This window comes from Selenomonas sp. AE3005 (assembly GCF_000686945.1).
Lineage (GTDB): Bacteria > Bacillota > Negativicutes > Selenomonadales > Selenomonadaceae > Selenomonas_A.
Window position 1 is genome coordinate 75,117 of sequence record NZ_JMME01000006.1, and the last position, 18,385, is coordinate 93,501.

Consider the following 18,385-nt stretch of genomic DNA (forward strand, 5'->3'; position numbering starts at 1 on the left):
GAAAATGATAAGTGAAGAAATTTTTTCCGCCATACCTATGCGTACCTGGCGGTGGCTGAAAGTCAATGAAGTTCCCGTTCCGGCAGGACTTAGCGAAGATGTACAGACGGAAAAAATTCTCGTGGAGTCCGGGGAGAGCAAGAACATTGTGCTGGACAGACGCGAGGGCGGTGCCCTGGAAGTGCAGGCGCATATCGCTGACGGCGGCGAACTGAATCTGATTTATGCCCAGCTGGCAGACGAGGAGCAGGCTGCCACGAGCCGCATTAAGGTCTATGTGGGCAAGGGCGCAAAGTTCAATTATACGACGGTCGAGGCCGGTGCCAAACATACGGCGGCCGAACTGACCGTGGATATGGCCGGCGATGACAGCATTGCCGATGTCTGGGGCCTGTACTTCGGTGACGGCGGGCGCAAGATTGACTTAAACTACATTATCCGTCAGCAGGGCAAGCGTACGGACGCCAATATGCAGGTGCGCGGCGCACTCCTGGGCGGTGCGGTCAAAACTTTCCGCGGCACGCTCGATTTTCTTGAAGGCTCCAAGGGTTCTGTGGGACGCGAGGACGAGGAAGTCATGGTACTGTCTGACCATGTGCAGAACCGCAGCGTACCCATCATGCTGTCCCATGAAGATGATGTGGACGGCCATCATGCTGTAAGTATCGGCAAGATGGACGAGGCCAAGCTCTTTTATCTGATGAGCCGCGGCCTGGACCTGGCTGAGGCGCAGAAACTTGTGGTGGAGGCGTCCTTCCAGCCTGTCCTTGACCGCATTGATAACGCTGAATTAAAGGCAGAAATTGACGCTTACCTGCAAAGGAGGCTTTCTAATGGCTGACGCCCAAGAATTTCTCAAAGATTTTCCCCTGCTGAACCGTCAGATTAACGGCAAGAAGGTGGCGTATCTGGATAATGGTGCGACCACGCAAAAGCCGGAACAGATGATACAGTCCCTGTGCGGTTATTATGGGGGCTGCAATGCCAACCCGCATCGGGGCGCGTATGCCCTGTCCGTGCAGGCTACGGATATTTACGAGGGCGCCCGGGCCCGGACGGCGAAGTTTATCAAGGCCAAACGCCCGGCGGAAATCATCTTTACCAAAAACGCCACGGAGGCGCTGAATCTCGTGGCGTACAGCTACGGCCTGCATCATGTTGAGGCCGGGGACGAAATCGTGATTTCCGTGTCGGAACATCACAGCAACTGCGTACCCTGGCAGATGGTGGCCAAGGCCAAGGGCGCGACGCTCAAATACATCTATCTGGAAAAAGACGGCAATCTGTTGGCGGAAGATATTGAAACGAAAATTACGGAACGCACCAAAGTCGTAGCTGTAACGCAGGTTTCCAATGTGCTGGGACTCAAAAATGATGTTAAGGCCATTGTGAAAAAAGCCCATAGTGTCGGTGCTGTCTGCGTTGTGGACGGTTCGCAGAGTGTAGCGCACATGGCCGTTGACGTGTCAGATTTGGACTGCGATTTCTTCGCCTTCTCCGGTCATAAGATGCTCTCACCGATGGGCATTGGCGTGCTCTATGGCAAATATGAGCTGCTCGACGCGATGGAGCCCTTCCTGCGCGGCGGCGACATGATTGAGTATGTGGAAGAGCAGGATTCCACGTGGGCTGAAGTGCCGGCCAAGTTTGAGGCCGGTACGCAGAATGTCGGCGGGGCAGCTGGTTTGGTAGCAGCCATTGACTATCTGGAAAAAATCGGCTTTGACCGCATTGAGGCCATTGAGGCGGATTTATTAAACTATGCCCTGCCCCAGCTGCGTGAGCTGCCTTTTATTGAATTGTACGGCTGTGACAGCACCCGGGACAACAAGACGGGGATTATCGCGTTCAATGTCAAGGACGTCCATCCCCATGATGTGGCCTCCATTCTTGACAGCGACGGCGTAGCTGTCCGGGCCGGTCATCACTGCGCCCAGCCCCTGCACCGTTATCTCGGGCAGAATGCTACCTGCCGGGCCAGTTTTTACCTTTACAATACAAGGGAAGATATTGACCGCTGGATTGAATCATTGAAGAAAGTAAGAGGTGTACTTGGTTATGGCGCTTGATGATGTGTATACGGAAGTTTTAGGAGAGCATAGCCGCAACCCTGACCATAAACATAAACTTTCCTGTGCTACCTGCCAGATGAAAGGCAAAAACCCCAGCTGCGGTGATGAAATCACCATTGAGCTGCAGGTGGAGGGCGGTATCGTGAAAGAGGCCGCCTTTACGGGGATTGGCTGTGCTATCTCGCAGGCCAGCACGGATATTATGGCGGAACTTATCCGCGGCAAAAGCGTGGAAGACGCCAGACGTCTGGCCAATAAATTTATCTCCATGATTAAGGGCGAGCTGGTGGACGAGGACGAACTCGAAGAACTCGACGAGGCCCTGGCGCTGAAAAATGTGGCCCATATGCCGGCCAGAGTGAAATGTGCAGTATTGGCCTGGCATACTTTGGATGATGCCTTGAAGGACCAAAAATAAGAAAATTGAGCAGAAAAAGCAAGTTATCCACAAAATACGGTGGATATCCACGGCAATACTGTGGATAACACCTATATTTTGTGGATTTCGTGTAGAAAACGGTTCTTAATGTTGTGGATAAAATGTTGATGAGAAAGGATGTTAATGATGGCTGTAAAAGAAGTTCGCCCTGATGATTTTAAAGAAAGCGTATTTAAGGTAATCGGCAAGAAATGGCTGCTCGTGACCGGGGAGGCAGAGGGGCGCAGCAATGCCATGACAGCGTCCTGGGGCGGTATGGGCATTATGTGGGGCAAGCCCGTGGCCTTTATCTTTATCCGTCCGTCTCGTTATACGAAGGAGTTTGTGGATAAAGCAGAAGGCCTGACCTTGTCCGTATTCGGTGAGGACCGCCGGCAGATGATGAATTACTTCGGCACGGTGTCCGGCCGTGATGAGGATAAAATTGCCAAAAGCGGCCTGACAGTAAAGCATGACAACGGCCGCACTTACTATGACGAGGCTCGTGTCACCATGTTGTGCCATAAGCTCTATGCGCAGGAGTTAAAGCAGGAGTGTTTTGTGGATAAGGCCGCAGACGAGCGCTGGTATCAGGACGATTATCATACAATGTATATCGTGGAAATCGAAAAGATTCTGGTGCAGGACTAAGCCATGGGCAGCGCTAAGGAGCAGCTGGCTGACCTGCTCAAACAGTGTTCCCTGTGCCAGGGCATGAGCGAGGCGGACGTGCAGGAACTGTTAGCCTCAGCTCAGGTGCGGCAGGTGGATTACCCCAAGGGAGAAATTGTGTTCCATGAAGGTGATATGCCCAAGTCACTCTACATTCTGTTGGCCGGCGAAGTTCATATCTTAAAGGATACCTTTTCCGGGCGGCGGATTTTCCTGTCGGAAATAAATACGCCGGGAGATATGTTCGGAGAGGTTTATGAGGTTTTAAAACAACCCTATGATATGTACGTAGAGGCGGTCACGCCCGTAAAACTTCTGGAGATTGCCAGCGGCCTGTTCACGTTGGCCGATGGCGGTCAGCTCAGTTCCTGCGGTCTGCAGATTCAAAGAAATCTCATGCGTATCTTTGCTCGGAAGGCCTACTTCATGCACAACAAGATAAAGGTGCTGGCCAGCGGCAGCCTGCGCGAAAAAATCATTCGTTTTTTGTTCATTGAGCTGCAGGGGAAACGGGAACTGGAACTGGCCGGCAGCCGGGAATTTATGGCTGCGTATCTGGCCGTAACCAGACCGTCCCTGTCAAGGGAACTATCTGCCCTGCAACGGGAAGGGATTCTCCAAGTAGACGGCAAGAATATCAAAGTGCTCGATAGGGAACGCTTTGAGGAATATCTGTAAATTGCATAGAAAAAAGGACATGCTGTGGGGGCATGTCCTTTTTTAGAGAGAATTAGAGAATGTAGGAATATATAGGTAATCCTTTTGAGGAAGGATTATCGGCTGGTTAATCAGGTGTTTTTGGCAATAATCGCACCCACGACGGCGCCGACGATGGCGGCGGTGTTGCGTTCACCTTCGGAGTATTTCTTCGGGTGCTTGTGGGAAAGCTGCTGAACTTCGTAGTTGTGGCCATGGTGCAGGGCACTGGCCTCGGCTGCACTTACCGTAATGCCGCCCATCCCCAGGCTGACACATCCGGCAAGGGCAATAGCTGTCATCTTCACATTTCGTTTGCTAAGCATAAAGTACATCTCCTTTACTAAAAGGTCGAGTTGCTAATTCCTTACTACATGACCAATTATAGGAGGTGTTTCTTAAAATGTAAGGTGATTTCAATTAAATGTTGATTAAGAAAAGTATTTTATTCATCGATAAGGGAATTCTTCATGGCCACCTGCTGAGCTTTGTTCATGGTTATTTTGCCATGCAGCAGGGTGATAAGCCCTTCGTCCTTAAGTTTTACGACACCGCGGTTGACAGTCTTGACGCTGGTGCCGATGTCATCGGCTATCTGCTGCCGGCTGGTATGCAGGATGAAGAGGTCCGTATCGATATCGCCCAGGCGTTTCAGCAGATATGTCTGCAGACGGTTGAGGCTGGGGAGGAACTTGACGCGGCCGGCCTCGTTGGAGGTGGGATACATTTTGGCTGCCAGCAGCTGGGCTACCGCCAGCGCGAAGTCATTATCGATGCGCATCCACTGCAGGAAGGTTTCGGACCGCATGGCGATGACCTCACACTGCGTGCTGACCTCAGTGGAGGCAGAGTACAGTTTTTGCCCGGCCAAAACTTCCAGGTCGCCAATCAGGTCAGGGACATCGAGCGTGCCGAAGGTAAAACGCTGGCCGCTGGCAAATTCATTGCTGACTCTGATAGTGCCCCGGGTAATCAGATAGACGTGCCGGGCCTCTTCCCCTTTGCGGACGATGCTTTCCCCGGGGAAAAATATTTTATGCGTTGTCTGACGGCGGATTTCGTCAGGCATATGGTCAAGGATATAATCAAGTTTCATAGCAGTTCCCTCTCCTAAAATGCGGTGCGTAAATACATTATTTACATTATATATGATTTCGTGTGGGGAAAAAAGGTTATTATCCGGACTATTGTCCTTTTTTTTTCGGGGGAAAGTCACTAGAATAGATGTAGAAGTTGTACAAGCATACGCTTACATGGCTTTCTTTTCCTCTGGAATCCTGTTTTGGGGCAGGATTCCGGGTGCAACGTTTGTTGCAGAGAATTTACATAAAGCTTTTGACGTGGACTCTGTTTCGTTCCTGCAAGACGAAACGGGGTCTTTTGTCATATGAGCAATTATTTTTCTTTAGAAGGATTTTGGCTGGTCTTTGTAGTATATAAACATATAGTATACGTATGAGCATGAAAAGATACTCACACAGTAAAGAAGGCGATATTGTGGGCAATAAACCTGTTATGTTAATAGTTGATGACGTGGAAATCAACCGGGTGGTGCTGACCCAGTTCTTTCAGGAAGAATATAATATTCTGGAGGCGGAAAACGGTAAGGATGCCTTGGAAATCATTGAGGGGCAGGCTGTGTCTATTGTATTGGTAGATATGGTCATGCCGGTGATGGATGGTTTTCAGCTGCTGGGCATATTAAAGACCAATGACCAATATGCCGGTATCCCTGTGGTGGTCATGACCGCCAACAATGATGGGGACAGTGAGGCGCGTGCCATGGAGATGGGGGCCGCGGATTTTATAACCAAGCCGTATAATCCTACCATTGTGCGCTGCCGTATCCGCAATGTTATGGCCCGGGAGGAAATTGAATGGCGCAGGGTGGAGCAGGTGGCACAGAACCGCCAGCTATTGGAAATGCACCAGCGCATTGAACTTGATTCCCTGACGGGCATTTACAACCGGGAGGCTTTTTACCGCCGGGCCGGTGATATGCTGCAGGGACATGCCAATACTTCGTACAGTATTGTGTACCTGGACATCAGCTGCTTTAAGGTCATCAATGATTTGTTCCGTATGGAAACCGGTAATCTCATATTGAAAACGGCAGCGTTTTATTTTAGCATGTTCGTAGGCGAAAAGGGCATCTGTGCCCGTATTGAGGCGGACCATTTTGTATTGTGTGTGCCTGCGGATAAGCTGGATATGGATAAGCTCATCGCCGGGGTGGACAGCACCATTCAGTCTTTGGGCATTAGTCACCATATTCATTTCTATGCCGGGGTCTATCAGGTGGATAACGCCTTCCTGCCGGTGGACCAGATGTGTGACCGCGCCCATATGGCACTCAATCGTATCAAGGGACAGTACATGACCCGTTACGCTTTCTATGATAATGGTATGCGTGACCAGATGATTGAGGAGCAGATGATTGTCCGCAATATGGAATATGCCTTGAATGAAGGCCAGTTTGGCATTGTGCTGCAGCCGATGTACAATCTGAACTCCAAGAAAATTGTCGGGGCGGAGGCCCTGGTGCGTTGGAATCACCCCAAGCAGCAGATTTCGCCGGGCAAGTTTATTCCTATTTTTGAAAGCAATGGCTTTATCGTGCGTCTGGACAGGTACGTCTGGGAACAGGCCTGTATCACTCTGCGGCAGCAGATTGACAGGGGGCTCGATGTAGTACCCGTATCCGTCAATGTATCCCGGCTGAATTTCTATAATAGTGATTTTATGGACTATTTGCTGAGCCTGGTCAAAAAATACGACATTGAGCCACGGCTGTTGAAACTGGAAATTACCGAAAGTGCCTATATGGACAATCCGCATCAGCTGATTGCCATGGTCAGAGCTTTTCGAGGGCATGGATTCCCTGTGCTGATGGATGATTTTGGCAGTGGTTTTTCCTCGCTTAATATGCTCAAGGATTTGCCGGTAGATGTGCTGAAAATCGACATGGCCTTTGTCCGGGAAGTGGGCAGGTCCAGCAGGGCCGGTGCTATTATGGAGTCCATTGTAGACCTGGGCGGGCGCCTCAATATGGAAGTTGTCGTGGAAGGCGTGGAAACGCAGGAGCAGGTGGATTTCCTGGAGAGCATTGGCTGCCATGATATTCAGGGGTATTATTTTGCCAAGCCCTTGGATGTGGAAAGCTTTATGGGATTGGTAGAACGTAGTCAAAAGGGAGAGTAATCTTTGCAAAAAATCGGAGCATTTATTTTTGATATGGATGGGGTTATTATCGACAGTGAGCCCATTCATTCACGGGTGAAACTTGATACCTTTGCCCATTTCGGGATTCCCTTTCGGGCGGAGGATTTGGCCCGTTACATGGGACGTACCAGCGGTGCAATTTTTCGGGACGCCCTGGCTGCCTGCGGCCGGCAGGATATTAAACCGGAAGATATGGCGGCCTACAAGCACGCGCATTATCTCGAGGTGCTGGAAAGTGGTGTCATTGACCCCGTGGCTGGCAGCGTGGATTTGATAAAGAATCTGCATGCCGCTGAGATTCCTTTGGGACTGGCTACGTCGTCCAACGTACGCGTGATGAATACGGTACTGGACAGTTTTGCTATCAGAACTTATTTTTCCTCGATTCTGTCGGGAGGCGAATTGCCGGAGAGCAAACCGAATCCGGCAATTTATCTCATCAGCGCGGAACGTTTGGGAGTGGCACCGGCAGACTGCGTGGTGCTGGAAGATACGGAAAACGGTATTTTAGCAGCCAAGCGAGCTGGTATGTACTGTATTGCCTTTCGGAACCTAAATTCCGGCCGGCAGGATTTAAGCCTGGCTGATGAGGTGGTGGACAGTCTGACTGAGATTGACGTAAACCGCTTGGCAGGAAAATAAAATAAATAGAAAAGCCCGGATAAACGCTTATCCGGGCTTTTAATATCGTGTTGACAATAATGCAGCAGACGGGCTGTTACACTACATCGAAACTTTCGATGGTGCCGTACTGGAGGTACTGGCTGGCCTTGGTGGGCTCGCCGTCCAGAATTTCTTTGCTGACAGCATCCATCTGGCCTTCAGTAACATTGACACGGCCAGCTTTGATTTCATCTTCAACCTTGGTCAGCAGCTCTTTACGAGCTTTCTTCGTAGTGTTGTAGACAGTGTGGTTGTAGAAAATGTTCATGGATTTCTGCGTCTTTTCTTCATCGCAGTTGAAGAAGACATAAACTTTTTTTTCGGTTGCCATAATTGATAATCCCCCTTGAAATAATATAAAAATAATTTCATTTGTGAATATGTAACCAATACAAACATTATAGCATACTTTGTCAAAAATGATAAATTAAATTGAATTTAGCGAATTGTAAAGGCAAAAGGTTGACAAACAAAACCGTAAAGAGTAAAGTGAACTTGTATAGAATTGCATGAAATAATAGCAAATTCCGCAACAATTCATGTGAGATTATCCTATGGTTTGGAGGTATCATTCATGGCAGTCATTAGAAAAGAAAACTTTGGCAAGCTCAGCGATGGACGAGAGGTGGAACTCTATACCCTGCGCAATACCAAGGGGACTGAGGTAAAGGTGACGACTTACGGGGCGCGGCTGGTGAGCTGGCGCATTATGGGCAAAGCGGCTAAATTCGTCGATGTGGTGCTGGGCTATGAAGATGCGGCAGCTTATGAAAAAGATACCACCAGCATGGGCGGTGTAGTGGGCCGCCATGCCAATCGTATTGCCGGGGGCAAGGCGGTTATCAACGGTCAGGAGTATCAGCTGGATTTAAATACCGGCTCCCGGAAACAAAATCATATTCATGGCGGTACGAAGGGCTTTCACAATGAATTGTGGCAGGCCGAGGAAGTATATGAAGGTGTCAAGCTGACTTATCACAGCAATGATGGTGACGCTGGCTATCCCGGCAATATGGACGTGACAGTTATTTATTCCCTGTCCAATGACAATGAGCTCTCCATTCAGTATGAGGCTGTCAGCGACAAGGACACCATCTGCAACCTGACCAATCATGCCTATTTCAATCTGGACGGCTTTGAATCACCGTCCATACTTGACCAGAAAATGCAGATATTTGCTGATAAATATACCTGGGCCGACAGTGAATCCCTGCCGGACGGCAGAATCCTCTCGGTGGAGGGTACGCCCATGGATTTGCGCCAGCCGACGGCCATCGGTGCACATATTGACGATGATTTTGACCAGCTGCAGATGGCGCACGGGTATGACCACAACTGGGTGCTGCGTGATGAACCGGCCATGGTGGAAATGAAACCCGGTATGTTTGGCTACGATCCCCATTGCCCGATTGATTACCTGAAAGGCGGACTTAAAAAGGCTGCCTATGCCGAGTCTGATAAATCGGGGCTGACGCTTACCTGCTATACAACTTTGCCGGGGATTCAGTTCTATGCCGGCAACTACCTCAATGGCGGCCTGCCGGGCAAAAAGGGCGTGGAGTTCCAGCGCCGTTCCGGCTTCTGTCTGGAAACGCAGTATTTCCCCAATTCGCTGGCTAATCCGCATTTTCCGCAGCCGATTATCAAGGCCGGGGAAAAATATCAGTCTCAGACTGTATTTGTGCTGTGGCCCAAGGATTAACGGAAAAAACGTCGAATATATATAAATGGTAAATTCGTTTGATTTTAGGGAGGCAAAAGCATGAATATTCATGAGTACCAGAGTAAGGCCGTACTGAAGGCCTATGGGGTTACAGTTCCCGAGGGGCTGCCGGCCTTTACGGTGGAAGAAGCCGTAGAGAATGCCAAGAAAATCGGCACCCCTGTGGTAGTGGTCAAGGCCCAGATTCACGCAGGCGGACGCGGCAAGGCAGGTGGTGTAAAAATCGCCAAGAGCCTTGATGAGGTGAAAACCTATGCGACGGAACTGTTGGGCAAGACACTTGTAACTCATCAGACAGGGCCGGAAGGCAAGAAAGTGGGCCGCCTCCTGATTGAAGCAGGTTCCAATATCAAGAAAGAATATTATCTCTCCTTTGTCATTGACCGCCAGACGGCCCGTGTAGTCATGATGGGCTCGGAAGAAGGCGGCATGGAAATCGAAAAAGTGGCTGCCGAAATGCCGGATAAGATTTTCAAGGAATACATCGACCCGGTAGTGGGACTGGCTCCGTTCCAGGCTACGCGCATGGCCTATAATATCAATATTCCCCAGCCGGCAATCCGCAAGGCGGTGAAACTCATGACTTGTCTCTACAATGCCTTTGTGGGCAAGGACTGTTCGCTGGCGGAAATCAATCCGCTCGTGGTTACGGCTGAAGATGATGTGGTGGCGCTTGATGCCAAACTGAACTTTGATGACAGTGCGCTGTTCCGTCACCCGGATATCGAGGAACTCCGTGATGAAAGCGAGGAAGATCCCAAGGAACGCCGGGCAGCTGAGGCCGGACTCAACTATGTAAACTTAGGCGGCGATGTGGCCTGCATGGTCAATGGCGCCGGTCTGGCCATGGCTACGGTCGATATCATCAAGCATTATGGCGGTGAACCGGCCAACTTCCTCGATGTGGGCGGCGATTCCTCACCGGAAAAGATTGCTGAGGCATTCCAGATTATGCTTGACGGCGGCCAGGCCAAGGGCATTTTCGTCAATATCTTCGGCGGCATCAATCGCTGTGATGCGGTGGCTGCCGGTATTGTCGAGGCGGCAAAAATTATCTCTGACGATGGTAAATCCCTGCCTGTTCCCGTAGTGGTGCGCTTAGAGGGCACTAATGTGGAGCAGGGACGCAAGATTCTGCAGGATTCGCCCATAGCCAATGTCATTATGGCACCGACTATGGAAGGCGGCGCAGAGGAAATCGTCAAGCGTGTCAAAGCAGCACAATAAGGGAGGCCATCAAACATGGGTGTTTTAGTCAATAAAGATACAAAAGTCATAGTACAGGGAATAACGGGCAAGCAGGCTACGTTCCATACCAAGCAGATGCTGGCTTATGGTACGAAGATTGTAGCCGGCGTAACGCCGGGCAAGGCTGGTCAGGAAGTAGAGGGCGTGCCGGTATTCAATACGGTTAAGGACGCCGTGGAGGCTACCGGAGCTACAGCGTCGGTGGTTTATGTGCCGGCCAGATTTGCTGCTGATTCCATTATGGAAGGCGTAGATGCCGGTCTTGACCTCGTGGTGTGCATTACCGAACACATTCCGGTGCAGGATATGGTTAAGGTCCGCCGCTATATGGAAGGCAAGAAAACCAGACTTATCGGCCCGAACTGCCCGGGAATTTTGACTACCGATGAGGCTAAGCTGGGCATTATCCCCGGCAACATTCAAAAGAAAGGCCATGTCGGACTGGTATCCCGTTCCGGAACCCTGACCTATGAGGCCGCTTTCCAGCTCATGAACGCCGGTATCGGCGTGACCACGGCCATCGGTATTGGCGGTGACCCTGTCAAGGGCACGGACTTTATCGATGCACTGGAACTCTTCAAGAATGACCCCGAAACCAAGGCGGTGCTGATGATTGGTGAAATCGGCGGCACCGCCGAGGAAGATGCGGCGAAATGGATAAAGGAAAACATGCCGGATAAACCGGTAGCGGCCTTTATCTCCGGCCGTCAGGCGCCTCCGGGAAAACGCATGGGCCATGCCGGTGCCATTATCTCCGGCGGCAAAGGTACGGCGGCTGATAAAATCAAGGCTCTCAATGGTGTAGGCATTGAAGTGGCCGACACGGTCGCCCATATTGGGGAAACTGTGGTCAATACACTGAAAAAAGCCGGCATTTACGACGAGTGTCATACCTGCTGAAAATGAATAAAAGCCTTCCCGCACGGGAAGGCATATAAAAAACGCTGGACGAAAGTCCAGCGTTTTTGTTTGCCGTAACAGCAATCTTATTTGATGCCAGCGCCATCGAGAGCGGAACGAACGCTCTGAGCAGCTTTGTGCATTTTTTCGAGTTCATCGTCAGTGAGGTGAACTTCGAAGGAGCGCATGATACCATCAGCGCAAACCATACGGGGAATGGAAAGAGCAACGTCTTTCAGGCCGTATTCGCCTTCGAGAACTGCGGAGCAGGGCAGGATGGTGTGTTCATCATACAGAACGGACTTGATGAAACGGCAGGCAGCCATAGCGATACCGGTGTTCGTGAAGCCCTTCTTGTTGATAACATCGTAAGCAACCTGAACCAGTTCCTGTTCAACAGCCTCGTGGCTGAGTTTTTCCGTGCGGTGGAAATATTCATCCAGATCATCAATGGGGAAACCAGCGCAGCCAGTCGTGGACCAAGCAACGAAAGCAGCGTTGCCGTGTTCACCGAGAACATAACCGTTGATGTTCTTCGGGTCAACCTGGTACTTGTCAGCCAGGATGCGGCGGAAACGATAAGTTTCGAGCATCGTACCAGTACCAAGGATGAGGTTGCGCGGATAATCGAACTGCGTGGAAACAACATAAGTAGCAACGTCAAGCGGGTTGGTGATCATGATGATCATAGCTTCCTTGGTGCGTTTTACGATCTCGCCCATAACGGAGCTCATGATCTTGGCGTTGGTGCCAGCCAGTTTCAGGCGGTCCGGAGTTTCGCCCGGGCGGATGGACGGACCAGCCGTGATAACGATGATGTTTGCATCTTTGCAGTCTTCATAGTCACCGAGGTGGAACTTGATGTTCGTGCTGTAGATGCAGCTCGTTGCATGGCTGGAGTCCTTAGCTTCGCCCCAAGCCTTGTCTTCGTTGAGGTCGATGAGGACTACTTCCGTAGCCAGCTGGAAGTCAGCGATTTTGTTGGCAACTGCGGAGCCAACGTTGCTGGCGCCAATGACGACGATTTTTCTTCTGTTGTTCATTTTGTTATTACCCCCTGATTGAATAAGTGAAATATATCCCTAAGTCGTGTTAATCGTAGCACTATTAAGACCTAGTGTCAATGATGAATTTTAAAGAAACAAAAGCAATATTTTTCACAAAATTACAGTAAATGTCAAAAATGACGGGAAAATGTGTAAATTTACAAGGTCTGGAGAATAGCTAAGATTTTCTTAGGTTAAGTTATTGTAATTAGGAGGGTTTTATTATATATTATAGATTGTTGTATGCGTATGTAACCGGAAGGAGATTGTAACATAGATGTTTGGTATGTCATTGGATATCGGTATAGATTTGGGCACGGCAAATGTGCTGGTATACGTAAAGGGTAAAGGTATTGTTCTGCGTGAACCGTCTGTGGTGGCTATTGACAGGGACACCAACCGGGTGCTGGCTATCGGTGAAGAGGCACGGCAGATGATTGGCCGTACGCCGGGCAATATCGTGGCTGTCCGTCCTCTGCGCGAGGGCGTTATTGCCGATTATGATATCACGGAAAGCATGCTGCGTCACTTCATTGAAAAGGTGGTAGGACGCCGTTTTGTATTCCGTCCCCGGATTATGATTTGTATCCCGTCAGGGGTTACGATGGTGGAGCAGCGTGCTGTGCAGGAGGCTGCTGAACAGGCTGGTGCCCGTCATACCCAGCTGATTGAAGAACCGCTGGCCGCAGCGCTCGGGGCTGGTCTGGATATCTCGGAACCGCGTGGTTCCATGGTGGTCGATATCGGCGGCGGCACGACGGATATCGCCGTGATTTCCTTGGGCGGCATTGTAAATAGTGCGTCCCTGCGCGTGGCTGGCGACAAGTTCGATGAGGACATCATGGCTTACGTGAAAAAGGAATTTAACATCATGATTGGCGAACGCACTGCTGAAGATGTGAAGATGGTAGTGGGCGCTGCTTTTGCCACGGCGCGCAACGAAGTGATGGATATCCGCGGCCGTGATATGTTGTCGGGCCTGCCGAAGAATGTGCAGATTACGACAGCACAGGCTGCCGAGGCCATGCGTGATTCGGTGACGAAAATCGTTGACTGCGTGAAGAAGGTATTGGAAGAAACGCCGCCGGAACTGGCTGCAGATATCATGAACTGCGGTATCGTCCTCACGGGCGGCGGCGCAATGCTCTACGGTCTGGACGAGCTTATCCGCCGGGAAACTGATATCCCCACGGCACTGGCTGAGGAAGCTATGAGCTGCGTGGCGATTGGCTGCGGCAAGGCGCTGGATTCGTTCTCCAAATTCGATGGCAAAGCACGTAATGTAAAAACCGGCCGTTAAAAAAATAATTATCAGCGAGAGAAACTCTGACAGGAGTTTCTCTTTTTTTCGCGAATTATAGAGGCAAGGAAAAGTGTAGATGTTAGGGGAGTGACATAATATGTGGCGTGGTCTTTATACGGCAGGCGCAGGAATGATTACGGAAACCAAGCGCACCGACACGCTGGCAAATAATCTTGCCAACGCCAATACAACGGGATTTAAAAGAGATGAGGCCATCAATCGGGAGTTCCGGCCCATGCTGATTCGCCGTATCAATGACGGTGTCAATCGTGAAGATGTGACCAGTTTCAAACAGTTCCATGTAGGGGAGGCTTTCCCCGTGGTCGGTACCCTGGGGCTCGGTTCTTATATCGATGAGATAGCGACGGAACATACGCAGGGCGCGTTTGAAACTACGGGAAATCCTTTGGACCTGGCTATTTCCGGTGAGGGATATTTTGCCATTCAGACGCCTAACGGCGTACGCTATACCCGGGACGGCAATTTTTACAAGTCGGCCACGGGGCAGATTCAGACGGTGAATGGTCAAACAGTGCTGGGGCGTAATGGGCAGGGGATAACCATTCCCGAGGAAACCACCAGCATTATGGTCGGTTCCCAGGGTGAGGTTTACGCCGATAATGTGCAGATTGGCCAACTGGAGTTCGTGCAGTTTGACAATCGCCGGGCTGTGCTGAAACAGGGGAATAATCTTTATTATCCGCAGGAAGGTGCCCGGCCACAGCCGGCGACAGGGGAAATCCAGCAGGGGCTGCTGGAACGCTCCAATACTAATGTCGTATCGGAAATGGTGGAGCTTATCAATAATTACCGCGTGTATGAGGCCGGTTCCAAGGCGGTGACGACGCAGGATTCCATGCTGGATAAATCGGTAAATGAAGTTGGCAGATTGACTTAAGATTTTTGTCGGTTTGTTCGATATATAAAGGAGATACGTTTTCTGTACTTTTCTTTAGCGTAAAGAAAAGTACCAAAAGAAAACAGCGGACTGAAATCACATCACGTGATTTACGTCCGCCTGCGCCCTTCCATGGGCGCTGGGCAACGATATAGCATTATCGTTTTGTGGTGTAAGGAGGTAGCTCGTTATGATGAGAGCGCTTTGGTCGGCAGCTTCGGGTATGAAGGGGCAGCAGACTAATATGGATGTTATTTCCAATAATATTGCTAATGTTAATACCTACGGCGGCAAGAAGGTCAGAGCTGAATTTCAGGATTTGATTTACCAGACCTTGCGTGATGCCGGGGCGCAGAGTGGGCAGGATAATCAGTATCCTACGGGTCTGCAGATTGGTTTGGGAACCAGAGTGGCGGCTACGCAGCGTGTTATTACGCAGGGGCCGCTGCAGACTACGGAGAATCCTACAGATGTGGGTATTCAGGGAGAAGGCTATTTCCGTGTTACCCTGCCGGATGGCACTACAGGCTATACCCGTGATGGTGCGTTCAAGCTGGATTCGCAGCGCCGTCTGGTAACGTCTGATGGTTATCTGTTGGCTGACGGCATTACCTTTGGTGAAACTTCGCCGGTGGATTCCATCGTTATTGCCGGTGATGGCCAGGTTTCGGAAACGCCGGCCGGCGGTACGCAGCAGAATGTAGGCCGTATTACGTTGGCACGTTTTGTCAATCCTGCCGGTCTTACGGCTATCGGCAAAAACCTCTTTATCGTATCGGAGGCCTCCGGGCAGGCTATTGAGAGCAATCCCGGAACCGACGGCGCAGGAACGCTGACGCAGGGCACGTTGGAAATGAGCAATGTGCAGATTGTCGAGGAAATGGTCAATATGATTATTTCCCAGCGTGCTTATGAATCAAACTCCAAGGCTATTACGACCTCCGATTCCATGCTGGAAATCGCCAATGGACTTAAACGTTGATGAAAACTAAAAGAAGCCGCTTAGCCATTCGCAGTATATTATGTATGCTATGGAGTGGCTTCTTCTGTCTGTTAGCACTGGGATTTTCGCCGCGGGCAGAAGCTATTTATGGCGGTAATACGCAGGCGGAGGTATTTCCCCAGATGGTCAGCTCACAGAAACTGGCCGGCCTGGCCCGGCAGCAGCTGGAGCTGGAATTGCATAAATGTGGTGAGGATAGGCGGCATGTGCTGACACTTACCACTAATCCCACCAATGTGCGCCTGCCGGCCGGCAAGGTTACCTTTGAGTCCGAAATCTCGGGAACACTGCGTTATGGCGGTGTGCAGCCGGTGCATATCAGCATTATGCTGGACCAAAAATTATACCGGCGTGTCATTTGCTATTATCGGGTGCAGGTCTTTGAAAAGGTGTTGGTGGCAGGTGCTAATCTGCCGCTCGAAACAGCGATTTCTCCGAGTGCGGTACACGTGGAAGAACGTGAAGTTACGGGAGGCAAAGGACGCTATCTGACCAAGGCCGAAGATATTGCCGGACGGGTGCCGGTGCGTTATATCCGTATGGGGCAGCCCATAGAGCAGAATATGCTGCAAAATCCCATTGTCGTTCATTCCGGGGCGCCGGTGCGGCTGCTTACCAATTACAATGGCGTGGAGGTCAGTGCCGAGGGCGTAGCCCTGCAAAAGGGGCGTATTGGTGAGGTTATCAAGGTGCGTAATGCCCGGTCAGCCAAGACTTTGCGCGGCAAGGTTATCGACGCTGCTACGGTGAAGATTGAATGATATAAAGGCAGGTAGTGACTATGAAGTTAAAATATAAAAAACAAATAGCCCTGGCCCTGACGGCCGGTACGTTGTTTTTCTCCGTGGCACCGGTGGTTTCTGCTCAGTCGCTGTGGGCAGGCGGCGGCCGGTACCGGAATATCTTTTCCGACCGTAAGGCCTCGGATGTGGGGGATATCCTGACCATTGTCATCAGCGAGTCCACCAGTATTTCGGACACCCGTTCCAATTCCAACAGCAAGAGCGGCAAGACCAATCTGAATGCCGGTATAGGCATTTTTGATTTTTTGAAGATGGCCACGGCCTCTGGTTCGGATTCCTTTAAGGCTGATGGTGCGGCTACTTCCAAGAATTCCACCAATGCCAATGTGACGGTGACGGTGGTGGACGTGCAGCCCAATGGTAATTTGGTGCTGGAGGGGACGCAGTCCATTTGGAATAACAAGAATGAACACAAGATAACCTTTAAGGGTATCTGCCGTCCTGAGGATATTACGGCCAATAATACCATTTCTTCCACGAAAATCGCGGGGGCAACGGTGCGGTTTGATGGCAAGGGGCCGCTGAATGCTAAACAGCGTCAAGGTATACTCACGCAAATCTTTAATTTCCTGTTCTAAGACTACGGAGGCAATACATGAAGAAACTATTGGCTTGTTTACTGGCCGGGGCTATGGTTTTAGGGGCTGTGCCCCCCTTAGCGTCGGCAGATAATGCCGTGACAAGGATAAAGGATATCGCCAAGGTGCAGGGCGTCCGTTCCAACCAGCTGATGGGCTATGGCCTGGTAGTAGGCCTCAATGGCACGGGTGATTCCAATAAGTCCGTGGAAACGGTACAATCCATTGTCAATATGCTGAAAACTTACGGGGTGACGGTAAGCCAGGGAGCTTTGAAGTCGGATAACGTGGCTGCGGTTATTGTAACAGCCAACTTACCGCCCTTTGTACGCGAGGGTGATACCATCGATATTACCGTATCCTCGATTGGTGATGCTGACAGCATTCAGGGCGGTACGCTCTTGCAGACACCCTTGAAAGCCGGCAACGGTGAAGTATATGCTGTTGCGCAGGGGCCTGTTTCCACGGGCGGCTTTATGGCCGGCCGGGGCGGCGGCAACTCCACGGCAACGAAGAATTTCCCCACGGTGGGTATGACACCCAACGGGGCTATCGTCGAGCGGACGGTGGAAGATGATTTAGGCAACAACGGGCGTTTGTCCCTGTCGCTGGCTCATCCGGACTTTACGACCGCCAGCCGTATGGCAGAGGCCATCAATTCGCAGTATGGCGCTATTGCCTCGGCCGTCAATCCGGGACGTATTGATATAAGTGTACCGTCTTACTTCCGGAGAAACGTGGTGGGCTTTGTGGCCTCTATTGAGGAATTGCCGGTAATGCCCGACAAGGTGGCTAAGATTGTGGTGAATGAACGTACCGGTACCATTGTTATGGGCGGCGATGTGTCCGTTGATGAAATTGCCATTACCCAGGGCGGCTTGTCCATCAGGGTACAGAAAAACCAGAATGCCAATCAGCCGGACCCGTTCAGCTATGGTACGACCATTGTGACGAAAAACACTGATGTGACGGTGACGGAAGATAAGGCCAGTACGATTGTGCTGCCGGCTACGGCAAATGTCAGCGATATTGTCGGCGCGTTAAATGCCGTAGGGGCAACGCCGCGCGATACGATCTCCATTCTGCAGGCGATGAAGGCGGCAGGTGCCCTGCACGCTGAACTGCAGTTGATTTAAGCAG

The 18,385-nt window shown here is 50.8% G+C and carries 20 protein-coding genes; 16 read left to right on the forward strand and 4 right to left on the reverse strand.

Annotation, left to right across the window (positions count from 1 at the left end; all coding sequences use genetic code 11):
• Positions 1-4: 4 nt before the first annotated feature.
• The 5 genes from DL94_RS0105610 (at position 5) to DL94_RS0105630 (ending at position 3,840) form a co-directional block, all read left to right on the forward strand.
• On the forward strand, positions 5-841 hold the full coding sequence (locus tag DL94_RS0105610; RefSeq protein ID WP_028129316.1) for a SufB/SufD family protein: 837 nt from the start codon (positions 5-7) through the stop codon (positions 839-841).
• The gene (locus DL94_RS0105615) at positions 834-2,069 is read left to right on the forward strand and encodes a cysteine desulfurase (protein ID WP_028129317.1); all 1,236 of its coding nucleotides are present in this window, start codon (positions 834-836) and stop codon (positions 2,067-2,069) included. The genes DL94_RS0105610 and DL94_RS0105615 overlap by 8 nt, the downstream gene beginning before the upstream one ends.
• Complete coding sequence (gene sufU / locus DL94_RS0105620; protein ID WP_028129318.1) at positions 2,059-2,490, forward strand: Fe-S cluster assembly sulfur transfer protein SufU; 432 nt, start codon at positions 2,059-2,061, stop codon at positions 2,488-2,490. Before DL94_RS0105615 ends, sufU begins: the two co-directional genes overlap by 11 nt.
• Positions 2,491-2,637: 147 nt before the next feature.
• The gene (locus DL94_RS0105625) at positions 2,638-3,141 is read left to right on the forward strand and encodes a flavin reductase family protein (RefSeq protein ID WP_028129319.1); all 504 of its coding nucleotides are present in this window, start codon (positions 2,638-2,640) and stop codon (positions 3,139-3,141) included.
• A 3-nt stretch (positions 3,142-3,144) separates the two neighbouring features.
• Positions 3,145-3,840, forward strand: coding sequence for a Crp/Fnr family transcriptional regulator (locus tag DL94_RS0105630; RefSeq protein WP_028129320.1), 696 nt, complete (start codon positions 3,145-3,147; stop codon positions 3,838-3,840).
• Positions 3,841-3,950: 110 nt separating this feature from the next.
• Here DL94_RS0105630 and DL94_RS0105635 read toward each other — a convergent pair whose 3' ends face one another.
• Positions 3,951-4,184, reverse strand: coding sequence for a hypothetical protein (locus DL94_RS0105635; protein ID WP_028129321.1), 234 nt, complete (start codon positions 4,182-4,184; stop codon positions 3,951-3,953).
• Between the two features lie 119 nt (positions 4,185-4,303).
• Positions 4,304-4,954 carry a Crp/Fnr family transcriptional regulator gene (locus DL94_RS0105640; RefSeq protein WP_028129322.1) on the reverse strand — a complete coding sequence of 217 codons (651 nt, stop codon included), beginning with the start codon at positions 4,952-4,954 and terminating at the stop codon, positions 4,304-4,306.
• A 401-nt stretch (positions 4,955-5,355) separates the two neighbouring features.
• Between DL94_RS0105640 and DL94_RS0105645 the strand changes: the two genes are divergently transcribed.
• Together DL94_RS0105645 and DL94_RS0105650 are read left to right on the forward strand one after the other, a co-directional pair.
• Positions 5,356-7,059: a putative bifunctional diguanylate cyclase/phosphodiesterase gene (locus DL94_RS0105645; RefSeq protein WP_028129323.1), complete on the forward strand. Its 1,704-nt coding sequence runs from the start codon at positions 5,356-5,358 to the stop codon at positions 7,057-7,059.
• Between the two features lie 3 nt (positions 7,060-7,062).
• On the forward strand, positions 7,063-7,722 hold the full coding sequence (locus tag DL94_RS0105650; protein WP_369793706.1) for an HAD family hydrolase: 660 nt from the start codon (positions 7,063-7,065) through the stop codon (positions 7,720-7,722).
• Positions 7,723-7,798: 76 nt separating this feature from the next.
• On the opposite strand, the gene DL94_RS0105655 is transcribed toward DL94_RS0105650, so the two are convergent.
• The gene (locus DL94_RS0105655) at positions 7,799-8,074 is read right to left on the reverse strand and encodes a hypothetical protein (RefSeq protein WP_028129325.1); all 276 of its coding nucleotides are present in this window, start codon (positions 8,072-8,074) and stop codon (positions 7,799-7,801) included.
• A 243-nt stretch (positions 8,075-8,317) separates the two neighbouring features.
• Between DL94_RS0105655 and DL94_RS0105660 the strand changes: the two genes are divergently transcribed.
• Genes DL94_RS0105660 through sucD form a run of 3 tightly spaced genes read left to right on the forward strand, consistent with a single transcriptional unit; the run spans position 8,318 to position 11,614 of the window.
• On the forward strand, positions 8,318-9,445 hold the full coding sequence (locus DL94_RS0105660) for an aldose epimerase family protein (RefSeq protein WP_028129326.1): 1,128 nt from the start codon (positions 8,318-8,320) through the stop codon (positions 9,443-9,445).
• 60 nt (positions 9,446-9,505) lie between these two features.
• A complete protein-coding gene (gene sucC, locus DL94_RS0105665) occupies positions 9,506-10,693 on the forward strand; it encodes an ADP-forming succinate--CoA ligase subunit beta (protein ID WP_028129327.1) in 1,188 nt (395 codons plus the stop codon).
• Positions 10,694-10,708: 15 nt separating this feature from the next.
• Positions 10,709-11,614: a succinate--CoA ligase subunit alpha gene (gene sucD / locus DL94_RS0105670; protein ID WP_028129328.1), complete on the forward strand. Its 906-nt coding sequence runs from the start codon at positions 10,709-10,711 to the stop codon at positions 11,612-11,614.
• An 86-nt stretch (positions 11,615-11,700) separates the two neighbouring features.
• Here sucD and DL94_RS0105675 read toward each other — a convergent pair whose 3' ends face one another.
• Positions 11,701-12,657 carry an L-lactate dehydrogenase gene (locus DL94_RS0105675; protein WP_028129329.1) on the reverse strand — a complete coding sequence of 319 codons (957 nt, stop codon included), beginning with the start codon at positions 12,655-12,657 and terminating at the stop codon, positions 11,701-11,703.
• A gap of 280 nt (positions 12,658-12,937) precedes the next feature.
• Between DL94_RS0105675 and DL94_RS0105680 the strand changes: the two genes are divergently transcribed.
• The 6 genes from DL94_RS0105680 to DL94_RS0105705 all read left to right on the forward strand — a co-directional run bounded on the left by DL94_RS0105680 (position 12,938) and on the right by DL94_RS0105705 (position 18,381).
• Positions 12,938-13,960 (forward strand): rod shape-determining protein, encoded by a 1,023-nt coding sequence (locus DL94_RS0105680; RefSeq protein WP_028129330.1) that lies wholly within the window; start codon positions 12,938-12,940, stop codon positions 13,958-13,960.
• Between the two features lie 100 nt (positions 13,961-14,060).
• Complete coding sequence (locus DL94_RS0105685) at positions 14,061-14,861, forward strand: flagellar hook-basal body protein (RefSeq protein ID WP_028129331.1); 801 nt, start codon at positions 14,061-14,063, stop codon at positions 14,859-14,861.
• 190 nt (positions 14,862-15,051) lie between these two features.
• A complete protein-coding gene (flgG, locus tag DL94_RS0105690; protein ID WP_028129332.1) occupies positions 15,052-15,843 on the forward strand; it encodes a flagellar basal-body rod protein FlgG in 792 nt (263 codons plus the stop codon).
• The gene (flgA, locus tag DL94_RS0105695; protein ID WP_028129333.1) at positions 15,843-16,625 is read left to right on the forward strand and encodes a flagellar basal body P-ring formation chaperone FlgA; all 783 of its coding nucleotides are present in this window, start codon (positions 15,843-15,845) and stop codon (positions 16,623-16,625) included. The genes flgG and flgA overlap by 1 nt, the downstream gene beginning before the upstream one ends.
• 20 nt (positions 16,626-16,645) lie before the next feature.
• Positions 16,646-17,245, forward strand: coding sequence for a flagellar basal body L-ring protein FlgH (locus DL94_RS0105700; protein WP_037371385.1), 600 nt, complete (start codon positions 16,646-16,648; stop codon positions 17,243-17,245).
• Between the two features lie 17 nt (positions 17,246-17,262).
• The gene (locus DL94_RS0105705; protein WP_028129335.1) at positions 17,263-18,381 is read left to right on the forward strand and encodes a flagellar basal body P-ring protein FlgI; all 1,119 of its coding nucleotides are present in this window, start codon (positions 17,263-17,265) and stop codon (positions 18,379-18,381) included.
• The last annotated feature ends 4 nt before the right edge of the window (positions 18,382-18,385 follow it).

Excerpts from the sequence above, each read along its gene's own strand:
- DL94_RS0105680 (WP_028129330.1), top strand. The coding sequence starts at position 12,938 with ATGTTTGGTATGTCATTGGATATCGGTATAGATTTGGGCACGGCAAAT.
- DL94_RS0105610 (WP_028129316.1), top strand. The coding sequence starts at position 5 with ATGATAAGTGAAGAAATTTTTTCCGCCATACCTATGCGTACCTGGCGG.
- flgA (WP_028129333.1), top strand. The coding sequence starts at position 15,843 with ATGAAAACTAAAAGAAGCCGCTTAGCCATTCGCAGTATATTATGTATG.
- DL94_RS0105685 (WP_028129331.1), top strand. The coding sequence starts at position 14,061 with ATGTGGCGTGGTCTTTATACGGCAGGCGCAGGAATGATTACGGAAACC.
- sucD (WP_028129328.1), top strand. The coding sequence starts at position 10,709 with ATGGGTGTTTTAGTCAATAAAGATACAAAAGTCATAGTACAGGGAATA.
- DL94_RS0105635 (WP_028129321.1), bottom strand. The coding sequence starts at position 4,184 with ATGCTTAGCAAACGAAATGTGAAGATGACAGCTATTGCCCTTGCCGGA.
- DL94_RS0105615 (WP_028129317.1), top strand. The coding sequence starts at position 834 with ATGGCTGACGCCCAAGAATTTCTCAAAGATTTTCCCCTGCTGAACCGT.
- DL94_RS0105640 (WP_028129322.1), bottom strand. The coding sequence starts at position 4,954 with ATGAAACTTGATTATATCCTTGACCATATGCCTGACGAAATCCGCCGT.
- flgG (WP_028129332.1), top strand. The coding sequence starts at position 15,052 with ATGATGAGAGCGCTTTGGTCGGCAGCTTCGGGTATGAAGGGGCAGCAG.
- sufU (WP_028129318.1), top strand. The coding sequence starts at position 2,059 with ATGGCGCTTGATGATGTGTATACGGAAGTTTTAGGAGAGCATAGCCGC.
- DL94_RS0105675 (WP_028129329.1), bottom strand. The coding sequence starts at position 12,657 with ATGAACAACAGAAGAAAAATCGTCGTCATTGGCGCCAGCAACGTTGGC.
- DL94_RS0105655 (WP_028129325.1), bottom strand. The coding sequence starts at position 8,074 with ATGGCAACCGAAAAAAAAGTTTATGTCTTCTTCAACTGCGATGAAGAA.
- DL94_RS0105700 (WP_037371385.1), top strand. The coding sequence starts at position 16,646 with ATGAAGTTAAAATATAAAAAACAAATAGCCCTGGCCCTGACGGCCGGT.
- DL94_RS0105625 (WP_028129319.1), top strand. The coding sequence starts at position 2,638 with ATGGCTGTAAAAGAAGTTCGCCCTGATGATTTTAAAGAAAGCGTATTT.
- DL94_RS0105630 (WP_028129320.1), top strand. The coding sequence starts at position 3,145 with ATGGGCAGCGCTAAGGAGCAGCTGGCTGACCTGCTCAAACAGTGTTCC.
- DL94_RS0105705 (WP_028129335.1), top strand. The coding sequence starts at position 17,263 with ATGAAGAAACTATTGGCTTGTTTACTGGCCGGGGCTATGGTTTTAGGG.
- sucC (WP_028129327.1), top strand. The coding sequence starts at position 9,506 with ATGAATATTCATGAGTACCAGAGTAAGGCCGTACTGAAGGCCTATGGG.
- DL94_RS0105660 (WP_028129326.1), top strand. The coding sequence starts at position 8,318 with ATGGCAGTCATTAGAAAAGAAAACTTTGGCAAGCTCAGCGATGGACGA.